At 72.1% G+C, this 18751-nt stretch carries 16 protein-coding genes; 7 read left to right on the top strand and 9 right to left on the bottom strand.

What is annotated here, in order from left to right; translation table 11 throughout:
• Positions 1 to 6: 6 nt before the first annotated feature.
• The gene (gene hemE, locus ABD709_RS01295) at positions 7 to 1092 is read right to left on the bottom strand and encodes a uroporphyrinogen decarboxylase (protein ID WP_425575011.1); all 1086 of its coding nucleotides are present in this window, start codon (positions 1090 to 1092) and stop codon (positions 7 to 9) included.
• A gap of 49 nt (positions 1093 to 1141) precedes the next feature.
• Here hemE and ABD709_RS01290 point away from each other — a divergent pair, with 49 nt between their 5' ends.
• Positions 1142 to 1753, top strand: coding sequence for a DUF3000 domain-containing protein (locus ABD709_RS01290; RefSeq protein ID WP_344771962.1), 612 nt, complete (start codon positions 1142 to 1144; stop codon positions 1751 to 1753).
• Positions 1750 to 3129, top strand: coding sequence for an HRDC domain-containing protein (locus tag ABD709_RS01285; protein ID WP_344771961.1), 1380 nt, complete (start codon positions 1750 to 1752; stop codon positions 3127 to 3129). Before ABD709_RS01290 ends, ABD709_RS01285 begins: the two co-directional genes overlap by 4 nt.
• Here ABD709_RS01285 and ABD709_RS01280 read toward each other — a convergent pair.
• The 3 genes from ABD709_RS01280 to hrpA all read right to left on the bottom strand — a co-directional run bounded on the left by ABD709_RS01280 (position 3033) and on the right by hrpA (position 9439).
• Positions 3033 to 4472 carry an extracellular solute-binding protein gene (locus ABD709_RS01280; RefSeq protein WP_344771960.1) on the bottom strand — a complete coding sequence of 480 codons (1440 nt, stop codon included), beginning with the start codon at positions 4470 to 4472 and terminating at the stop codon, positions 3033 to 3035. The genes ABD709_RS01285 and ABD709_RS01280 overlap by 97 nt on opposite strands.
• 221 nt (positions 4473 to 4693) lie before the next feature.
• Positions 4694 to 5293 (bottom strand): hypothetical protein, encoded by a 600-nt coding sequence (locus tag ABD709_RS01275; protein WP_344771959.1) that lies wholly within the window; start codon positions 5291 to 5293, stop codon positions 4694 to 4696.
• 174 nt (positions 5294 to 5467) lie between these two features.
• Complete coding sequence (gene hrpA, locus ABD709_RS01270) at positions 5468 to 9439, bottom strand: ATP-dependent RNA helicase HrpA (RefSeq protein ID WP_344771958.1); 3972 nt, start codon at positions 9437 to 9439, stop codon at positions 5468 to 5470.
• A gap of 162 nt (positions 9440 to 9601) precedes the next feature.
• On the opposite strand from hrpA, the gene rocD reads away from it, so the two are divergent.
• Positions 9602 to 10840 carry an ornithine--oxo-acid transaminase gene (gene rocD / locus ABD709_RS01265; protein ID WP_425575000.1) on the top strand — a complete coding sequence of 413 codons (1239 nt, stop codon included), beginning with the start codon at positions 9602 to 9604 and terminating at the stop codon, positions 10838 to 10840.
• A 102-nt stretch (positions 10841 to 10942) separates the two neighbouring features.
• Complete coding sequence (locus ABD709_RS01260) at positions 10943 to 11137, top strand: hypothetical protein (protein WP_344771957.1); 195 nt, start codon at positions 10943 to 10945, stop codon at positions 11135 to 11137.
• A 24-nt stretch (positions 11138 to 11161) separates the two neighbouring features.
• On the opposite strand, the gene ABD709_RS01255 is transcribed toward ABD709_RS01260, so the two are convergent.
• From ABD709_RS01255 to ABD709_RS01245, 3 genes are all read right to left on the bottom strand, one after another.
• Complete coding sequence (locus ABD709_RS01255) at positions 11162 to 11983, bottom strand: hypothetical protein (protein ID WP_344771956.1); 822 nt, start codon at positions 11981 to 11983, stop codon at positions 11162 to 11164.
• Positions 11983 to 12537, bottom strand: a complete 555-nt coding sequence (locus ABD709_RS01250; RefSeq protein ID WP_344771955.1) for an RNA polymerase sigma factor — start codon at positions 12535 to 12537, stop codon at positions 11983 to 11985. The genes ABD709_RS01255 and ABD709_RS01250 overlap by 1 nt, the downstream gene beginning before the upstream one ends.
• Before the next feature lie 87 nt (positions 12538 to 12624).
• Positions 12625 to 13224, bottom strand: a complete 600-nt coding sequence (locus tag ABD709_RS01245; RefSeq protein ID WP_344771954.1) for a TetR/AcrR family transcriptional regulator — start codon at positions 13222 to 13224, stop codon at positions 12625 to 12627.
• 49 nt (positions 13225 to 13273) lie between these two features.
• On the opposite strand from ABD709_RS01245, the gene ABD709_RS01240 reads away from it, so the two are divergent.
• Together ABD709_RS01240 and ABD709_RS01235 are read left to right on the top strand one after the other, a co-directional pair.
• Complete coding sequence (locus ABD709_RS01240; RefSeq protein WP_344771953.1) at positions 13274 to 14776, top strand: flavin-containing monooxygenase; 1503 nt, start codon at positions 13274 to 13276, stop codon at positions 14774 to 14776.
• Entirely contained in the window at positions 14773 to 15612 is an 840-nt protein-coding gene (locus tag ABD709_RS01235) for an SDR family NAD(P)-dependent oxidoreductase (RefSeq protein WP_344771952.1), read from the top strand. The genes ABD709_RS01240 and ABD709_RS01235 overlap by 4 nt, the downstream gene beginning before the upstream one ends.
• Positions 15613 to 15687: 75 nt before the next feature.
• Here ABD709_RS01235 and ABD709_RS01230 read toward each other — a convergent pair whose 3' ends face one another.
• Positions 15688 to 17010: a threonine/serine exporter family protein gene (locus ABD709_RS01230; protein WP_344771951.1), complete on the bottom strand. Its 1323-nt coding sequence runs from the start codon at positions 17008 to 17010 to the stop codon at positions 15688 to 15690.
• A gap of 38 nt (positions 17011 to 17048) precedes the next feature.
• Here ABD709_RS01230 and ABD709_RS01225 point away from each other — a divergent pair, with 38 nt between their 5' ends.
• On the top strand, positions 17049 to 17570 hold the full coding sequence (locus ABD709_RS01225; RefSeq protein WP_344771950.1) for a DUF402 domain-containing protein: 522 nt from the start codon (positions 17049 to 17051) through the stop codon (positions 17568 to 17570).
• Positions 17571 to 17647: 77 nt separating this feature from the next.
• Here ABD709_RS01225 and ABD709_RS01220 read toward each other — a convergent pair whose 3' ends face one another.
• On the bottom strand, positions 17648 to 18742 hold the full coding sequence (locus tag ABD709_RS01220; protein WP_344771949.1) for an FUSC family protein: 1095 nt from the start codon (positions 18740 to 18742) through the stop codon (positions 17648 to 17650).
• Positions 18743 to 18751: the final 9 nt, after the last annotated feature.

The following is an 18751-nucleotide window of genomic DNA, read 5'->3' as shown; positions in this document are numbered from 1 at the left end:
GCCGGCTCAGGCCAGCGGGTAGGACTGCACGAACTCGGTGAGCCGGGCCAGCTGGTCCGGGTCGGTGGAGGGGATCACCCCGTGGCCGAGGTTGAAGACGTGTCCGCGCGCTGCCCGTCCGGCGTCGATGATCTCCGCCGCGCGAGCGGTCATCACGTCGGTCGGCGCGAAGACCAGGGTCGGGTCCAGGTTGCCCTGGACGCCGCGGGTCGGCCCGACGACCTCGATCGCCCGGTCGAGCGGCGTCCGCCAGTCCACGCCGACCACGTCGGCCCCGGCCCGGCCCATCAGGTCGAGCAGGTTGGACGTCCCGACGCCGAAGTGGATGCGCGGCACGCCGAGGTCACCGATCCGGCCCAGCACGTCCGCGGAGTGCGGCATCACGAACCGCTCGTAGTCGGCGGGCGTCAGCGCGCCGGCCCACGAGTCGAACAGCTGTACGGCGGAGGCGCCCGCCTCCACCTGGACCTGCAGGAAGGTCGCCGAGATCCCGGCGATCTTCCGCATCAGCGCCTCCCACACCTCCGGCGCCCCGAACATCAGCGCCTTGGTGCGGGCGTGCTCCTTGGAGGGGCCGCCCTCGACGAGGTAGGACGCCACCGTGAACGGCGCGCCGGCGAAGCCGATGAGCGGCGTACCGCCGTTCACCCCGGCGAGCTCGCCCACGAGGCCGCGCACCGCCTCGGTGATGAACGAGACGTGCTCGGGCGTCAGGTCCGGGATCGCTTCGACGTCGGCGAGCGTGGCGACCGGCTTCGCCACCACCGGGCCGGTGCCCGGCACGATGTCGAGGTCCACGCCGACCGCCTTGAGCGGCAGCACGATGTCGGAGAAGAAGATCGCCGCGTCCACGCCGTACCGGCGGACGGGCTGCAGGGTGATCTCGACGATCAGCTCCGGGTCGGCGCAGGCGTCGAGCATGGCGACGCCCTCGCGCACCGCGAGGTACTCCGGCAGCGACCGTCCCGCCTGCCGCATGAACCACACCGGCGTGTGCGGCACCGGCTCGCCCCGGAGGGCCTTCAGCAACGCGGTCTGGCTCAGGTCACCCACACCGGGCAGTTTCTCAGGTGGGGTGAGCTTCGGGCACATCGTGGCGCGCCGCAGGCTCATTTCCGGTCATTGGTTCTAGATTGGCCTCATGGTGGCCCGGGAGGAGACGCACCAGGGGTCCGGCGCTGCCGCACCTCCGGAGTTCGAGGCCGCCGTCGCCAGCATGCGCGAGGCGGTGCTCCGGCCCGAGGTGCTCTGCGAGGAGATGCCGGCCCCGCAGCGGATCGCGCCGCACGCGACGGCGCTGTCCGCCGACGTGACGGTCGACGGCGAGGACGTCTCGACCGGGCGGATCGTGCTCCTGCACGACCCGGCGGGCAACGCCGCCTGGGACGGCACGTTCCGCTGCGTCGCCTACTGCCGGGCCGAGATCGAGGGCGACCTCGCCACCGACCCGCTGCTCACCGACGTCGGCTGGGAGTGGCTGACCGAGGCGCTCGCCGCGCACGGTGCGGCGTACACCGCCATCTCCGGCACCGTGACCCGGGTGCAGACCGAGAACTACGGCACGATGGCCGACGAGGGCGGCACCGCCCAGCTCGAGATCCGAGCCTCGTGGACCCCGCTCGACGCGCCCGACCTGGCGGCGCACGTGGAGGCGTGGGGAGAGCTGCTGTGCACCGCCGGCGGGCTCGAGCCGGTTCCCGACGGCGTCGCCGTGATGCCGTCGCGGCGTGGCCAGCGAGGCCCCGGACGTTGACGTCGGACCCGGCTCCGGTCGACGGCGAGGAGACTCCCGGCGCCGACGAGGCGCCGCCGGCGGTGGCCCTCCTCCGGCTCGCCGACGGCCTCCCGCCGGTCACCGACACCGCGGAAGCACTGGAGGCCTACTGCGCCGAGCTCGCGGCGGGCACCGGGCCGGTGGCGATCGACGCCGAGCGGGCGTCGGGCTACCGCTACTCCAACCGCGCCTACCTGATCCAGGTACGGCGCGCCGGCGCGGGCACCGCGCTGATCGACCCGATCCCTCTCGACACGCTGGAGCCGCTGCAGGAGGCGATCGGTGACACCGAGTGGATCCTGCACGCCGCGACCCAGGACCTGCCGTGCCTGGCCGAGGTCGGGCTGCGGCCCGTGGCGCTGTTCGACACCGAGCTCGCCGGCCGGCTGCTGAATTACCCGCGCGTCGGACTCGCGACCCTCGTCGAGACCCTGATCGGCGTCCAGATGCTCAAGGAGCACTCCGCCGTCGACTGGTCGACGCGGCCGCTCCCCGAGGCGTGGCTGGAGTACGCCGCCCTGGACGTCGAGGTCCTCGTGGAGCTCCGGGACATCCTGGGCCGCCAGCTCGAGGAGGCCGGCAAGGACGACTGGGCGCGGCAGGAGTTCGAGCACCTGCTCGGCTTCGAGCCGACGCCCCGGGTGGACGCGTGGCGCCGTACCTCCGGCATGCACAAGGTCCGCGGCCGCCGCTCGCTCGCCGCCGTCAAGCTGCTGTGGGAGGCGCGGGACGCCATCGCCCAGGAGCGCGACGTGACGCCGGGCCGGCTGATCCCCGACTCGGCGATCGTGGCCGCGGCGTCCGCGCTGCCGACCGACCGCGGAGCCCTGATGAGCACCCCCGGCTTCCACGGCCGGGGTGCCTCCCGGCACGCGAAGGACTGGCTCGCCGCACTGAAGGCGGCCGCCGAGCTGCCCGAGGAGGAGCTCCCGCACCGTACGGGCCGCAGCGACGGCCCGCCGAACCCGCGGGCCTGGGCGGACAAGGACCCCGTCGCCGCGCGGCGCCTGGAGCTGGCCCGTGCCGCGGTCGCCAGGATCGCCAAGGACAACGAGCTGCCCACCGAGAACCTGCTGACGCCGGACAGCCTGCGCCGCGTGATGTGGACACCGCCGCGGGCCCGCGAGCCGGTGGCCCTGCTGGAGGCGCTCATCGACCAGCTCCGCGCGCTCGGTGCCCGGTCGTGGCAGGTGGGACTGACGGCGCAGGCGCTGACGCAGGCCGTGCTGGACGCGGACGCCGCGGCGGCGGAGAAGGCTCAGTCGTCCGAGGGAGCGTCCGAGCGGGACGACGACCCGCCGGCCGAGGAGTCCGTGGAGCCCGAGGGCGAGCCGGACGGCGACTCCGAGGGCTGATAGCTCGGGTCGAGCACCACGCGCGACTGGTCGTCGATGTCGGTCAGCGCCGAGGACAGGTCGTCGAGCACCGGCTCGGTGAACAACGCCTCGATCCCGGCCCGGACGTTGCTCTGCAGCTTCGCCCAGTCCACGTCGATCGGCGGCGGCACGATCGACCGTTGCGCGACCGTGAACACCCGCGGGTGCGCGGGCGGCACCTGCTTCAGGAAGCCGTGGAACGCGACGTCGAGGTTGGCCGGCACCGTCGCGCCGGTCTTGGTCACCAGGTTGACCGCCTTGTCGCCGATCAGGTCGACGAGGAAGTCCGCGGCCTGCGCGACCCGGTCGCGGGGACCCTTCGCCAGGCACACGCCGGTCATCTGGCCGATCGTGGCGGAGGAGCCGAGCGACGGCATCGGCAGCACGTCGAAGTGCAGCCCGGGCGTCCCCCGCAGCACCGGTGTCAGGTCGCGGTAGCCCGCGATCATCCCGAGCTTGCCGGCCTCGAACCACTCGAGGGCCGACTTCCGCTCCAGCTGCTCGGAGCTGAGCGTGATCTTCGGGTCGCGGAGGACCTCGAGGGTGTCGCGGATCGCGTCGGTCGCGTTGCCCAGGGCGAGCGACGTCGGTTGGGTGTCGTCGTCGAACAAGTGGCCCGAGCCGGAGTAGACGAACGGCGCCAGCCCGCTCAGGGTCGGGGCGATCTCGACGCCCTTGGCGTGGGTGCCGGGCCGGCTGGCGTACTGGGCGGCGGCGCGGAACGCGTCGAGCGAGAAGCTCGAGTGGTCCTCGTTGGGCACCGGCTGCCCGCGCCTGGCCATCCGGTCGAAGTCGATCAGGTCCTTGTTGTAGTACATGACCATCGGCGAGGCCGTGTAGGGCATGCACTGGAGGTCGTCGGCCGCGGAGAAGGCGTTGATCCCCTCGCGCAGGAAGCTGTCGCTCACGTGCACGCCGCGGGCGTCCATCAGGTCCTGCAGCGGCTGGTTGCGCTCGGCTGCCATCGTCGCCGCGAGGTCGTCCTGCCGGAGGAGGAAGACGTCCGGGTCGATCTGGCCCGAGTCGATGGCGTTCATCATCGTCTCCGGGTCGGAGTAGCCCACGACGCGCACGTCGACCACGGTCGACCTCTCGTTGTAGGCGTCGACGATCTTCTGGTAGGCCCCGAGCTCCTCGTCGGAGCCCCACGTCGCGAACACCAGCGTGGCCATGGACGGCGCGCCGCTGGACGTCGGCCGGGGGTGGGGGCGTGAGTCGGAGTCGCTGGCATTGCCGATGACGATCATCCCGACGACGACGCCGATCGCCACGACGGCCATGGTCACGGCGGTGCGCCAGCCGAAGCGTCCGTATTCCGCCATGTCCGCGCGCAGTCCCCTTCGTGTACGTCGATCGACCGACGCCACCCTACCGAGGGGTAAAGCCGAGCACGTCGGGCCGGGAGCGCCTCACGGCGCGTGGCCGCTCTAGGCGGCTGAATTTGGGACCCGGGGCTGCCGCGACCCGACGTGCTCGGAGATCCACTGTAGGACCACGGGCAACAACGCGGGGGGATCCCCACACATTCCCTCGCCCGGCGTGGCTAACCCAGGCCGCGGCCCAGCTCGATGTGGGCGGCCGCCTCGAGCTGGTCGGCGAGCCCGAGCATCCGGCGTACGCCGTCGTGGCTGGTGCCCGGCAGCGACGCCCGGCCGGTCGCGACCACCCGCGCGAACGCGGCGGCACGGAACAGCACGTCGGCGAAGTCGCCGCTGGCGATCCCGCGCAGCACGTCGTCGATCATCGCCCGGAGCTCGTCCGGCCCGGGCGGGTCCGCCACCCCGGCGACGACCCGCGCGAACTCGGCTCCGCTGCGGCCCGCCTCGAACTCGCGCGCGACGCCCGCCGGGTCGGCGTACACCCAGGAGCGGAGCAGGTACAGCCGCCACAGGCACCCCGCCAGCGAGTCCGCCGGCGCTCCCGACCACACCTCGGCGATCGCCTCGATCCCCTCGGTGTCCGCCAGGTGCACCAGCCGCTCCGCGACCTCGTCGTCGCCGCGCTCCCGCGCCCCCCGCACCAGCAGCACCGCCGCCCGGTCCGCCGCCTCGCTCACCTGCGCCGGATCCCCGCCACCCACGAACGCGTCGAAGAAGTCGCCCGTCCTGGGCGACGGCCTGTGGTGGGACCGATCCGCTGTCATCCCCTCCAGCCTACGAGCCGAATCCTCACTTGTGCTGCGTCGAATCGCCTGTTGTGGCAGGTCGAACCGCCTGTTGTGGCGCGTCGAACCGCCTGTTGTGGCGCGTCGAACCGCCTGTTGTGGCAGGTCGAACCGCCTGTTGTGGCGCGTCGAACCGCCTGTTGTGACCGCGATTCACCCCAGGGCCTTGCGGATGCGTACGTCGCTGACCTTGCCGGCGGTGCCGAGCTCGGGCGCCCAGAGCGAGACGCGGTACTCCTCCAGCATCCAGCGCACCGCGCGCAGCGCGGCCGACGGCGGCCGGCCGTCGGGCAGGGCGGCGAGCCGCTGCAGGTAGGCGTCCTGCAGCGGCTGCACACGGTCGAGGCGCTCGCGGTCGCGGTGGAGCGCCGTGCCTCCGGCTCCGAGCTGCTCGCGGCGCCGCCGCATCGCCTGGAGGTAGACGGGATAGCGCCGCAGCTGCGCTGCGCCCGCCTCTCCGACGAAGCCGTCGTGGACCAGCCGGCCGAGCTGGCCCTGCAGGTCGGTCAGCGCCGGCAGCAGCGGCAGCTCCGCCCGCCCGCTGAGCGCCTTGTCGGCCTCCCGCCACGCGGCGAGGGCGCGCAGCAGCTCCGCAAGGGTCGCGCGTACGCCGTCCGCGGCCTGCGTGGAGACCCGCGCCAGCAGGTCGGCGTACTCCTCCTCGGTGCGGACCGCCCCCGCCGCATCGACCGCGTCCACGACGACGGCGCGCAGGCAGTCGCGGACGATCCCCTCGACCGAGGAGTACGGCGTCCCCGCCAGCCCGAGCTTGTCGGTCATCGACAGCCCGTCGACCACGCCCTTGGTGGGCGCGGTGCCGAGCGCGATCAGCAGCAGCCGGACCACGCCCAGCCGGTGCCGCGCGTCGCGCTCCTCGGCGGAGCCGAAGACTCCGAGGCCGACGGTCGTGCCCTCGTCGACGAGGCCGGGATAGGCCTCGACCTCGTGGCCGGCGCGGGTCCACGTCCCGGTCTCGGGGATGGTGCCGAACACCCAGGTGGTCTCGCCGCTCCGGGCGACGCCGCTGTCGGCGGCGACCTCGGCCATCGCCTCCTCGAACCGTGGCCGCAGCGGCGCCTTGAGCGCGGCGAGGTCCTTGCCGCGCGCCTGCTCCTGACCGCTCTCGTCGACGACCCGGTAGGTCGGCCGCAGGTGCGCGGGCAGCGACGCCAGGTTCCACGACTCACGCGGCACGTGCACGCCGGTCTTCGACCGGAGGTACCGCTCCAGCGCGGTCAGCAGCGGCTCGTCGCCGGCCGGCACGTTCGCAAGGAACTCCCGGGCCGTGTTCGGCGCCGGCACGAAGTTCACGCGCAGCTGCTTCGGCAGGCTGCGCAGCAGCTCGGTCACCAGCTCCTCGCGCAGGCCCGGCACGACCCACGAGAAGTCGTCGTCGTCGACACGGTTGAGCGTGGCGACCGGGATGTCGATGGTGATGCCGTCGTCCGCGGCGCCCGGCTCGAAGTGGTAGCCGATCTTGAAGCTGAGGCCCTCGCCCGCTCCCCCGACCTGCCAACGCTCCGGATAGTCGCTCTCCGTCACCTCCGCCGCCGCGTCGTGCCGCAGCATCGCCGGGTCGAAGGTGAGCAGGTCGGGCCGCTCGCGCCGCACCTGCTTCCACCACTGGTCGAAGTGCGCGCCACTGACCACCTCGGGACCCACGCGGGCGTCGTAGAAGTCGAACAGCGTGTGCTCGTCGACGACCAGGTCGCGACGGCGGGCGCGGTGCTCGAGCTCCTCGGCCTGCTCGAGCAGCTTGCGGTTGTCGTGGAAGAACCGGTGCCGGGTGGACCATTCGCCGTACACCAGCGCGTGCCGGATGAAGATCTCCCGGGACAGCTCCCGGTCGACCTTCCCGAACGAGACCAGCCGGTCCGCGACGAGCGGTACGCCGTACAGCGTCACCCGCTCGTGCGCGACCACCGACTGCCGCTTCCGCGACCAGTGCGGCTCGCTGTAGGTCCGCTTCACGAGGTGCCCGCCCAGCCGCTCGGCCCACGCCGGCTCGATCGCGGCGTTCTGCCGCGCCCAGAGCCGGCCGGTCTCGACCAGCTCGGCGGCCATGACGTACGGCGGGTTCTTCCGCGCCAGGCCGCTGCCGGGGAAGATCGCGAACTTCGTCCCGCGTGCGCCGAGGTACTCCCGCGGCCCCGGCCGCCGCTCCTTGCCCTTGGCGCCCGGCTTGGGCTTCTCCCGCTCCTCGAGCACCCCGATGTGCGACAGCAGGCCGGACAGCAGCGCCTGGTGGATCCCGTCCGCGTCGTACGGCGCGGACGTCGGTCCGCTGCCATCGGACGGTGGTCGAGTAGCCCGCGAGGGACGAGCGGGCGTATCGAGACCCTCCATGCGCAGATTGATCTCCTTGCACACCTGGCGCAGCTGGCCCTCGAGCTCCTGCCACTCCCGGACCCGCAGGTAGTGCAGGTACTCCCGCTTGCACATCCGCCGGAACGCGCTGCCCGACAGCTCCCGCTGCTGGCCACGCAGGTAGCGCCACAGGTTCAGCCAGGTCAGGAAGTCCGACCCCTCGGCCTTGAACCGCGCGTGCGCCTGGTCGGCCTTCGCCTGCTCCGCCGGTTGGTCCGCGCCCGGTCGCTCCCGCGGGTCCTGCACCGAGAGCGCCGCGACGATGACGAGTACGTCGCGCACGCACCCCAGCCGCTCCGCCTCGATCAGCATCCGCCCCAGCCGCGGGTCGACCGGCAGCCTCGCCAGCCGCTCCCCCACCTTCGTCAGCACCGCCGAGTCGGCAGAAACTCGGCGCCGAGTCGGCTCAAGCTTGAGCCGACTCGGCGCGTCGGTGCCGAGTTTCTGCCGACTCGGCGCGGGTCGGACAGCGCCGAGCTCCTCGAGCAGCTGGTTGCCGGCCTGCACGTTGCGCCGGTCCGGCGGCTCGACGAAGGGGAACCGCGCGATGTCACCCAGGCCGAGCGCGGTCATCTGCAGGATCACCGACGTGAGGTTCGTGCGCAGGATCTCGGGCTCGGTGAACTCCGGTCGGCTCTCGAAGTCCTCCTCGGAGTAGAGCCGGATCGCCACGCCGGCCGCCACCCGACCGCACCGACCGGACCGCTGGCTGGCCGACGCCTGGCTGATCGCCTCGATCGGCAGCCGCTGCACCTTGGTCCGCGAGGAGTACCGCGAGATCCGCGCGACGCCCGTGTCGACGACGTACCGGATGCCCGGCACGGTCAGCGACGTCTCCGCCACGTTGGTGGCGAGCACGACGCGGCGCCGGGAGTTCTTCGCTGGCGCGAACACGCGGTGCTGCTCTGCGGCGGAAAGCCTGCTGTAGAGCGGGAGTACGTCGATCCCGCGCGGGCCCTGCGTCAGCTCGCCAAGCGCCTCCGCCGTGTCCCGGATCTCCCGCTCACCCGGCAGGAACACCAGTACGTCGCCCGCGCCCTCGGCGGACAGCTCCTTGACGGCCTCGACGATCGCCTCGGTCTGGTCGCGGACGACCGGCTCGCCCTCCTCGTCGGCCTCGGGCAGCTCGACGAGCGGCCGGTAGCGGATCTCGACCGGGTATGTCCGTCCGGAGACCTCGACGATGGGAGCCGGCTTGCCGTCGCGGTCCGCGAAGTGCTCGGCGAACCTCTCGGGGTCGATCGTCGCCGAGGTGATGATCAGCTTGAGGTCGGGGCGCTTCGGCAGCAGCTGCTTGAGGTAGCCGAGCAGGAAGTCGATGTTGAGGCTCCGCTCGTGCGCCTCGTCGATGATGATCGTGTCGTAGCGCCGCAGCATCCGGTCGCGCTGCAGCTCGGCGAGCAGGATGCCGTCCGTCATCACCTTGACCTGCGAGCGCCTCGACGTACGGTCCGTGAACCGCACCTGGTAGCCGACGGTCTCGCCCAGCTCGGTCCCGAGCTCCTCGGCGATCCGCTCCGCCACCGCCCGCGCCGCGATCCGCCGCGGCTGGGTGTGCCCGATCATCCGCGGCCGCGCGTCCCGGCCGTCCTTCGACGGCGCCCCACGGCCCAGCTCCAGGCAGATCTTCGGCAGCTGGGTGGTCTTCCCCGACCCGGTCTCCCCCGCGACGATCACGACCTGGTGGTCCCGGATCGCCGCCGCGATGTCGTCACGACGGGCACTGACCGGCAGGTCGGGCGGGTAGGAGATCTTCACGGCAAGCCCATTGTCCCAGGGCCGCAATTCTCCCTGCCAGCCGTTATCCCGCCGAGCCCACTTGTGTCGCGCTTTCGGGATTTGGAGTTCGCGTACGTTAGCGTGGAGATTGTCAGACAATCTCTTGCGGAGACATCAGCGCGGACAGCCAGAGGAGGCGACATGAGCATCACGACCGACACCACGTCGATGGAGTCGAAAGGCGGGGCGACCCCGGCCGAGGTCCTGCGGGCCGAGGCGCGGACGGCGCACAACTACCACCCGCTGCCGGTGGTGCTCGCCCAGGCCGAGGGCGCCTGGATGACCGACATCGACGGTCGCCGGTTCCTCGACATGCTCGCCGGCTACTCCGCCCTCAACTTCGGCCACGGCCACCCGCGGCTCATCGCCGCCGCGCACGCCCAGCTCGACAGGCTGACGCTGACCAGCCGCGCGTTCGTGCACGACGCGTTCGCCGACTTCACCGCCGGCCTCGGCGACCTGTGCGGCAAGGAGCTCGTGCTGCCGATGAACACCGGCGCCGAGGCGGTCGAGACCGCGATCAAGGTCAGCCGGAAGTGGGGCTACGACGTCAAGGGCGTCGCCGCCGACTCGGCGCGGATCATCGTCGCGGCCGGCAACTTCCACGGCCGTACGACGACCATCGTCGGCTTCTCCGACGACCCGGACGCCCGCGACGGCTTCGGGCCGTTCGCGCCCGGCTTCGACCAGGTGGCGTACGGCGACCTGGCGGCCCTCGAGGCTGCCATCACGCCCGACACGGTGGCCGTCCTCATCGAGCCGATCCAGGGCGAGGCCGGCGTGCTGATCCCGCCGGACGGCTACCTCCGCGGCGTCCGTGAGATCTGCACCCGCCACAACGTGCTCTTCGTCGCCGACGAGATCCAGGCGGGCCTGGGCCGCACCGGCCGCACGTTCGCCTGCGACCACGAGGACGTCGTGCCGGACCTCTACGTCCTCGGCAAGGCACTGGGCGGCGGCGTCGTCCCGGTCTCGGCCGTGGTCGGCGACCGCGAGGTGCTCGGCGTGCTGAAGCCGGGCCAGCACGGTTCGACGTTCGGCGGGAACCCCCTCGCGTGCGCGGTCGGCTCCGAGGTCGTCGCGATGCTGGCCTCCGGCGAGTACCAGTCCCGCGCGGCCGAGCTCGGCCTGGTGCTGCGCGAGCGGCTCGACGCGATGATCGACAAGGGCGTGGTCGCCGTGCGCTCGCGCGGCCTGTGGGCCGGCATCGACATCGACCCGGCCATCGGCAGCGGCCGCGAGGTGTGCGAGCGGCTGATGGCGCGCGGTGTCCTCGCCAAGGACACCCACGGCTCCACGATCCGCCTCGCTCCCCCGCTGGTCATCTCGGCGGAGGACCTGCAGTGGGGCCTCGACCAGCTGGCGGCCGTCCTCGCCTGACGGCTTCGACCGTCTGGCGCCCCAGCAGCGGGGTACCGCTGCGGTGCGGGATCGACTGCATCCCGCACCGAGGGGGCGTGACCAATGGGACGAGGCGGCGGCTTGATCGGCGTCATCGTCGTGATCTGGCTGATCATCGGCGTGATCGCGGCAGCACAGCGGGGCTACTTCGGCAGCGACCAGGACGTGTCCTGCAAGACGTTCGGCGACACGGCGCTGACGATCGTGGCGGGCCCGCTCAACTATGTCGGCGTGAACCCCAAGATCCACTGCACGACACCGAAGCCCTCCAAGTAGGCAGGGCCGCCACCGCGGCCGCCGTCACGGCAGCGTGAAGGCCGGGTCGGCCGCGGTCTCGAACAGGTCGTCGGGCGAAAACGGGAACCCGGCGATGCCGGTCAGCGAGTTGTTCCCGAACAGCTCGTCGGCGGACAGGGCGACCGTCAGGCCGTCGGTGCGCTGTACGGCGACCGCGAAGCCGCCGTCGTACTTCACCGACCACGCCTTCGTCGCGCCGGGAACGTCCACGGCGGGCATCCAGCCGTCGTGCGCGAGGTGGACCTGCGCGTTCCGCCAGCTCGTGGTGACCTCCACCTGGACCTCGCCGAGGCCGTCCTGCCCGGGCACCGACCACCCGACCTTGGTGCCGAGCCCCGACATGCCGCAGGCCGCTCCGCTGCTCTGCACGTTGGTCGCCCGCGGATCGAGGTGCTCGCCGGCCGGGTCGAGGTGCTGGGCGACGATGTCGCGGTAGGCCTGCACCGTCGGCAGCAGCTTGCGGTAGCTCTGCATCTGGTCGCGCAGCTGCCGCCGCGCGTTGCCCACCGAATCCGGCAGACAGCCGTCCGGGTCGGCCGACAGAGACGTCGGCGTGCTCGAGGGCGTGTCACTCGCCTCCTGCACGACACTCGAGCCGCCCGCGGGTCCGAGCTCGTCGGACCGTTCGTTCCCGCCCCCCAGCAGTACGGCGCCCGCCAGCACACCGGCTGCGACCGCAGCCGCGACACCGGCCGGCGCCAGCCACCGCCACGACCGCGACGACGAGCCGGGGTCGTCGCGCGCCACCGCCTCCAGCAGCTCGGCTCGGAGCCGCGCCCTGGTGGCATCGTCCAGCGGCCGCTCGGCCGGTACCCGCTCGTCCATCACGCCTCCTCCTGACCCAGCAGCCCGGCCAGCCGCGACCGCGACCGCGACATCCGGCTCCGCACCGTCCCGACCGCGACGCCGAGCGCCGCGGCCGCCTGGGCGTAGGTCAGTCCGTCCCACGCCACGAGCATCAGCACCTCACGGTCCGCGCGGGACAGCCCGTCCATCGCCTCCAGCACCTGCCCCATCCGCTGCTCGTCGTCGACCCGGCCGGCCACCTCGTCGCTGGGGTCGTGCGCGGCGATGCCCTCGACGACGGTGAGCTTCGCCCGCAGCAGCGACTGGCGCCGGGCGGACCGCACCGTGTTGCGGCAGACGTTCGTCGCCACCGCGCACAGCCACGGCAGCAGATCGCCGTCGTACGCCGTCGCGCGGTCGCGGATCCGCCACACCTCCAGGAAGGTGGCCGCCATCGCGTCCTCGGCCATCGACCACGAGGCCGTCCGGCGGAAGCACGCGTTGTAGACGCGGTCGGCGTACTGGTCGAAGACCGCCGCCATCGCGTCCCGGTCCCCGGCACGCAGCCGCGCGACGAGCTCCTCGTCGGTCATCCGCACCGCCTCGTCGATCCCGCGCTCACCGGCCCTCACACGGTGTCATGTCCGGGACCGCGCGGGCGGTTCCCCAGCCGTGGACCGTCAGGCGAGGATCGCGAGCACGGCGGGCAGCGAGCCCGCGATGACGCGCAGCAGGTCGTCGCGGCTCAGCACCGAGGGGTCGTCGCACCAGGTGAGCGTCAGCTCCTCGGTCATCGCCTGCCAGCCGCGGATCAGCGCCCGGTTGGCCGGGGTGTCGGCGATCAGCAGGCTCTGGGTGTCCTCCTCGAAGAACCGGGTGCCCAGTGCGTCGAAGGTCGTGTCGTAGATCGCCCGCAGCGCGTCGTTGCCGCCGGCGGCTGCGCGGACGAGCGAGGCGTAGCCGGCCCGGTTCGCGGCGACGTAGTCGACGTACGCCTCCATCGAGGCCTGCAGCCGCTCCAACGGCTCACCCTCCGAGGGCGGGGCGGTCTGCGCGTAGAGGTCGTCCGCCGCACGCTGCACGACGGCCTCGTAGAACCCCTGCTTGCCACCGAAGTAGTGGTAGAGCAGCCCGCGCGAGATCCCGGCGGCCTCCGCGAGGAGGTCGATCGAGAGCTCCTCGAGCGAGTGGTCCGCGAGCATCCGGACGCCCAGCTCGAGCAGCTGCTCGCGGCGCTCATCGGGTGAGAGCCGGGTCCGAGCGGGTGTGGTCGCGGTCACGACGGACAGTCTATTGACACTTGTTCAATAAGTCCATACCGTCATCCGCATGGCCACCAAGACCACTCCCACGCTCGTCGACCACCTGGTCGTCGGCGCCGGCTTCGCGGGCCTCTGCGCCGCGATCAAGCTCGACGAGGCCGGCGAGACCGACTTCGTCGTGATCGAGAAGGACAGCGACGTCGGCGGCACCTGGTTCGCCAACACCTACCCCGGAGCCGCGTGCGACGTGCCGAGCCAGCTCTACTCGTTCTCGTTCGCGCTGAACCCGGACTGGTCCTCGCACTACTCGCCGCAGCCGGAGATCCTCGCCTACATCAAGCGGGTGGCGCGCGACTCCGGCACCCTCGACCGGTTCGTCTTCGACACGTTGGTGCTCGACGCGCGCTGGGACGACGGCCAGAGCCGCTGGCTGGTCAGCACCAGCGCCGGTGAGTACGCCGCCCGCACGCTCATCGCCGGCTCGGGTGGCCTGTCCGAGCCCCGCATGCCGGAGATCGACGGCATCGAGGGCTTCCAGGGCGAGGTCTTCCACTCCGCCCGCTGGAACCACGACGTCGACCTCACCGGCAAGCGGGTGGCCATCATCGGCACCGGCGCCTCGGCGATCCAGATCGTCCCCGAGCTGCAGAGGGTCGTCGGTCACCTCGACGTCTACCAGCGCACGCCGAACTGGGTGATCCCGCGCAACGAGCGGAAGTACACCGGCGTCGAGAAGGAGCTCTTCCGCCGCGTGCCCGCCACCCAGCGCGCCGTCCGCGCCGGCATCTACGCCACGCTCGAGTCCCGGGCGCCCGCCTTCACCCGCTTCCCCGGCCTGATGCGCGCGGTCGAGGGCCAGGTCAAGAAGCAGATCGCCAAGGCGATCGACGACCCCGAGCTGCGCGAGAAGGTCACGCCGACCTACCGGGCCGGCTGCAAGCGGATCCTGATCTCCAACGCGTGGTACCCCGCGCTCGCCCAGGACAACGTCGAGCTCGTCACCGACCCGATCACGAAGGTCACCGCGGACGCGGTCGTCACCGCCGACGGCACCGAGCGGCCGATCGACGTACTCGTGGTCGCGACCGGCTTCTACGTCACCGAGCCGCCGATGGCCCAGCACGTCACCGGGCGCGACGGGCGGACCCTCGCCGACGTCTGGGGCGAGCACGGCATGGCCGGCTACAAGGGCACCACGGTCAGCGGCTTCCCCAACTACTTCCAGATCGTCGGTCCCAACACCGCGCTGGGGCACTCCTCGATGATCTTCATCATCGAGTCCCAGGTCCGCTACATCGTCGACGCGGCGCGGACCCTGCGCGAGCAGGGCCTGGCCGCCGTCGAGCCGACCGCCGAGGCCCAGCAGGAGTGGACCGAGGCCATGCGCGAGCGGATGAAGCCGACGGTCTGGATGACCGGCGGCTGCGCGAGCTGGTACCTCGACAAGTTCGGAAACAACACCACCCTCTGGCCCGGCCAGACCTTCAGGTTCCGCCAGCTGCTGTCCAGTTTCGACGTCGACAAGTACGACGTCGCGCCCCTCACCGAGAAGGAGTCCGTCCCCGCATGAAGACACTCAACGACAAGGTCGTCGTCATCACCGGAGCCGGCTCCGGCATCGGCCGCGCCCTCGCGGTGAACTGCGCCAAGCGGGGCTCGCTCCTCGCTCTCTCCGACGTCGACGAGGCCGGGCTCGCCGAGACCGTCGACCTGGTCAAGCAGGCCGGCGCCAAGGAGGTCCGCTCGGACCGCCTCGACGTCGCCGACCGCGCCGCGTTCCAGACCTACGCCACCGCCGTGGCGGAGCAGTTCGGCCGGGTCAACGTGATCGTCAACAACGCGGGCGTCGCGCTCGCCGGCGACCTCAACGACCTGTCCTACAAGGACATGGACTGGATCATCGGCGTCAACTTCTGGGGCGTCGTGCACGGCACCAAGGAGTTCCTCCCGCACCTGATCGCCTCCGGCGACGGCCACGTCGTCAACCTGTCCTCGCTGTTCGGCCTGCTCGCGATGCCCGGCCAGAGCGCCTACAACGCGACCAAGTTCGCCGTACGCGGCATGACCGAGGCGCTCCGCGAGGAGATGCTGATCGCCGGGCACAACGTCGGCGTCACCGCCGTCCACCCCGGCGGCATCAAGACCGCGATCGCCCGCAACGCCCGCGTCTCCGAGCACGAGGACAAGGCCGCCACCGCGAAGCTGTTCGACGAGAAGCTCGCCCGGATGAGCCCCGAGCGCGCCGCCGAGATCATCGTCAAGGGCATCCTCAAGAACCAGGCCCGCGTCCTCGTCGGCATCGACGCCCACGCCCTGCACAACTTCCAGAAGTTCACCGGCTCGCGCTACGAGGACGTCATCGCGACGGTGTCCAAGCGGGTGCTGCCGAACAAGAAGGTCGTCTGAGCGGCCGGCGGGCGCTGCTGCAACTCAGTGTTATGACCACTCCCTGAGTTACCCCTCCGCTCGCGCGGCGCCCGCTCAGCGGTGCCGGCGGAACCGGGTGACGCCGACCAGCCGCGGGCCGGCGAGCCGGGTCTCGACCCGGCGCGCCTCGCGCTTGACCGGCTGGGCGACGTACTCGCCGAGGATCACCCCGGCGGCCAGGGCGGTGGCGGTCGAGGCGGCGGTGACCATCGACAGCAGGCCCTCGGCGACGGCGGGGTGCCCGGTCGCGGTGAGCAGGGCCAGACCGCGGTAGATCGACAGACCCGGCAGCATCGGCACGACCGCGGGCACGACGATCACGAACGGCGGCACCCGCAGTCGCGACGCGACCGCATAGCTCACCAGGCCGACGACGAAGGCCGCGACGCCGACCGACCAGGGGCGCCCGAAGTCCTGCAGCGCGATCGTCTCGCTGATCGCGAGCGCGAAGCCGGACAGCAGGCCGATCGGGATCAGGGACCGCATGGGGGCGTACGACGCGTAGGCGAACGCCGCCGCGCCGACGGCGGCCCCGCCGGCCGCGACGCTCACCCCGACCAGGTCGGTGCGCGCCGGCACCAGGACCGGGAGGTCGAACCCGAGGGTCGCGGCGAGGCTGAAGCCGCCGCTGACGCCCGCGATGATGCCGCCGGTGGCGAGCAGTGCCTCGAGCACCCGCGCGCCGCCGGTGAGGTAGAACCCCGAGAGGGCGTCCTGGATGGCACCCATGAAGCCGATCCCGGCCAGCAGCATGATGATGTTCGCGCTGACCACGAGCGAGGCGTCCATGTGCACGAACGACTCCGTCAGCTTGGTCGCCACGGCGGCGAGGATCGTCGCGACGCCGCCGCCGGCGATCTGCTGGTAGAAGAACGGCAGCCGGCGCTTCGACATCGCGAGCTGGAGCCGGTCGATCGAGACGGCCGCGACGAACGCGACCACGACGACCGCCACCGAGCCACCCAGCTGGAGGCCGGTGCCGGCGCACATCAGGCCCCACCCGGCGCTCGCCGCCCACCGCGGCCGGGCGTGGCCCGACGAGGCGATGCGGGCCACCCTCGCGCGGGCGGTCTGCATGTCGGCACGACCCGCCACGATGTCGCGGACCAGGTGGTCGACCCGGGTCAGGTCCTCGTAGTCGATGTCGCGCTGCATGACCTGGCGCATCTGGAAGACCGGCAGCTCGTCGGCGTGCTGGGCGGTCATCGACAGCGACGTGAACGTCACGTCGACCTGGGGGTTGCGCACGTCCAGCGCCTGCGCGACCACCCGCATCGTCGCGGTCACGTCGGCAGCCCCCGCCCCGGAGGAGAGCAGCACCTCCCCGATCCGCAGGCACAGATCGAGGGTCTGGGCGAGCCGGCGCGATTCGTCCATGCTCCCGATGCTCGCAGAGTTCTGGTAGACAGCGGTACGTGGCTCCCGGCGATCCGATCCGCGTCGAGATGACGAAGTGGGAAGGCCGCCCGCACTGGGAGTACGACGGCGTCTACCTCGGCGCGGACGAGCACGGCGAGTGGCTCGGCTTCCGCGTCGGGACCTTCTATCGCCGGCCCGGGATGGAGTTCGTCGCCACCTTCAGCGGCGTCATGCTGGTCCCGGCCGGCGGGGCGGCGCACCTCGCGGCGTTCAACGACCAGGCCGCGAAGGCGGCGATCTACGTGGACATGGCGACGCCCGCCGCCTGGGACGGGCGCGTCCTCCGGTCGGTCGACCTCGACCTGGACGTGGTCAAGCTGCAGGACGGCACCGTGTACGTCGACGACGAGGACGAGTTCGCCGAGCACACGGTCGAGTACGGCTACCCCGCCGACGTGGTCGCGATGGCGGAGGCGTCCGCGCGGGAGGTGTTCGCCGCGGTGCGGGCGGGCGTCACGCCGTACGACGGGACCGCGGAGCGGTGGCTGCGCGAGCTGCAGGTTTCCCAAGGGATGTAGCGAAACCCGCGCCCCCCACGTCGTACAACCACTGGGAGGCGCACACTTCGCTGCATCCCTTGGGGAACCTGCAAGCCTCAGCGGGGCGGCGGGAGAGCGTCGGTCGCCTCCAGCTGCTCCATCCCCGTGACGAGCAGCAGGTCGACGACGATCGAGCGCAGCTGCGCGAGGATCGCCTCGCCGGTGAGCTCGCGCGTCCGTTCCACCAGCCCGGTCGCCTGCCCGACCTCCAGCACCTTCTCGCGAGCGGCGACCGGCATCCGGTTCGCGGCCAGCTCGTCGGCGACCGCGTCGACGGCGATCGCGAGGTCGGCCGCGAGATCGGCGTACGACGACGGCACCTCACGGTGCCGGTACGCCGACACGGCCGTCTGACGCACGAGCACCCGGGTGCTGCGCAGCGCGCGGTCCAGCGGGTCGACCAGCTCGACCATCCGGCGCAGCGGCTCGCGGTGCCGCGCACGGAAAGGCGAGGACGTCACGACCGACATCCCCTCCGAGGCCGCCGCCTGGAGCTCCCGGATCATCCGGTCGGTCGAGCGGGCGTCGGCGAGCAGGTCCAGCGCGACGTCCGGGTCGCCGTCGACCATCACGTGGCTTGCGGCGCGCAGCAGCTCGGCGATCTTCCGGGCGACCCCGGCCGCCTGCTCGCGCGGTCGGCGCAGTGGCGCGGCGGGCACCACGGCGGCCGCGACCAGCGCGACCCCGCCGCCGATGAGGGCGTCGGTCCACCGCGTGAACGCCGCGCCCTGGCCGGGGATCAGTGTCGCGACGACGATCGACTGCACGGCGGCCTGGTTGACGAACAGCACGCCCGCGTCGAGCACCAGGGCTGTCGACATCGCCAGCGCGACGATCAGGGTCAGCTGCCAGGGACCCGACCCGATCCACAGCACCAGCAGGTCCGCGACGAACACCCCGATCGCGACGCCGATGGTGATCTCGACGACCCGGCGCAGCCGCTGGCCGAAGGACGTGCCGAGCGCGACCACCGCGGCCACCGGCGCGAAGAACGGCCGGGTGTGGTCGAGCAGGTCGGCGGCGATCCACCAGGCCACACCCGCGGCGATCGCGCACTGCGCGACGGCGAAGGACTTGCCGCGCCAGCGCGCGAGCCGTCCGCCGACCGACAGGCGGCTCCGCTCCCACATCCGGTCGAGCGGCGCCTCCACCCACCTATC

The organism is Nocardioides panacisoli, assembly GCF_039537325.1.
GTDB classification, from domain to species: Bacteria; Actinomycetota; Actinomycetes; order Propionibacteriales; family Nocardioidaceae; genus Nocardioides; species Nocardioides panacisoli.
Note: the sequence above shows the minus strand (reverse complement) of the source record. Positions and strands in the feature narration are given on the sequence as shown.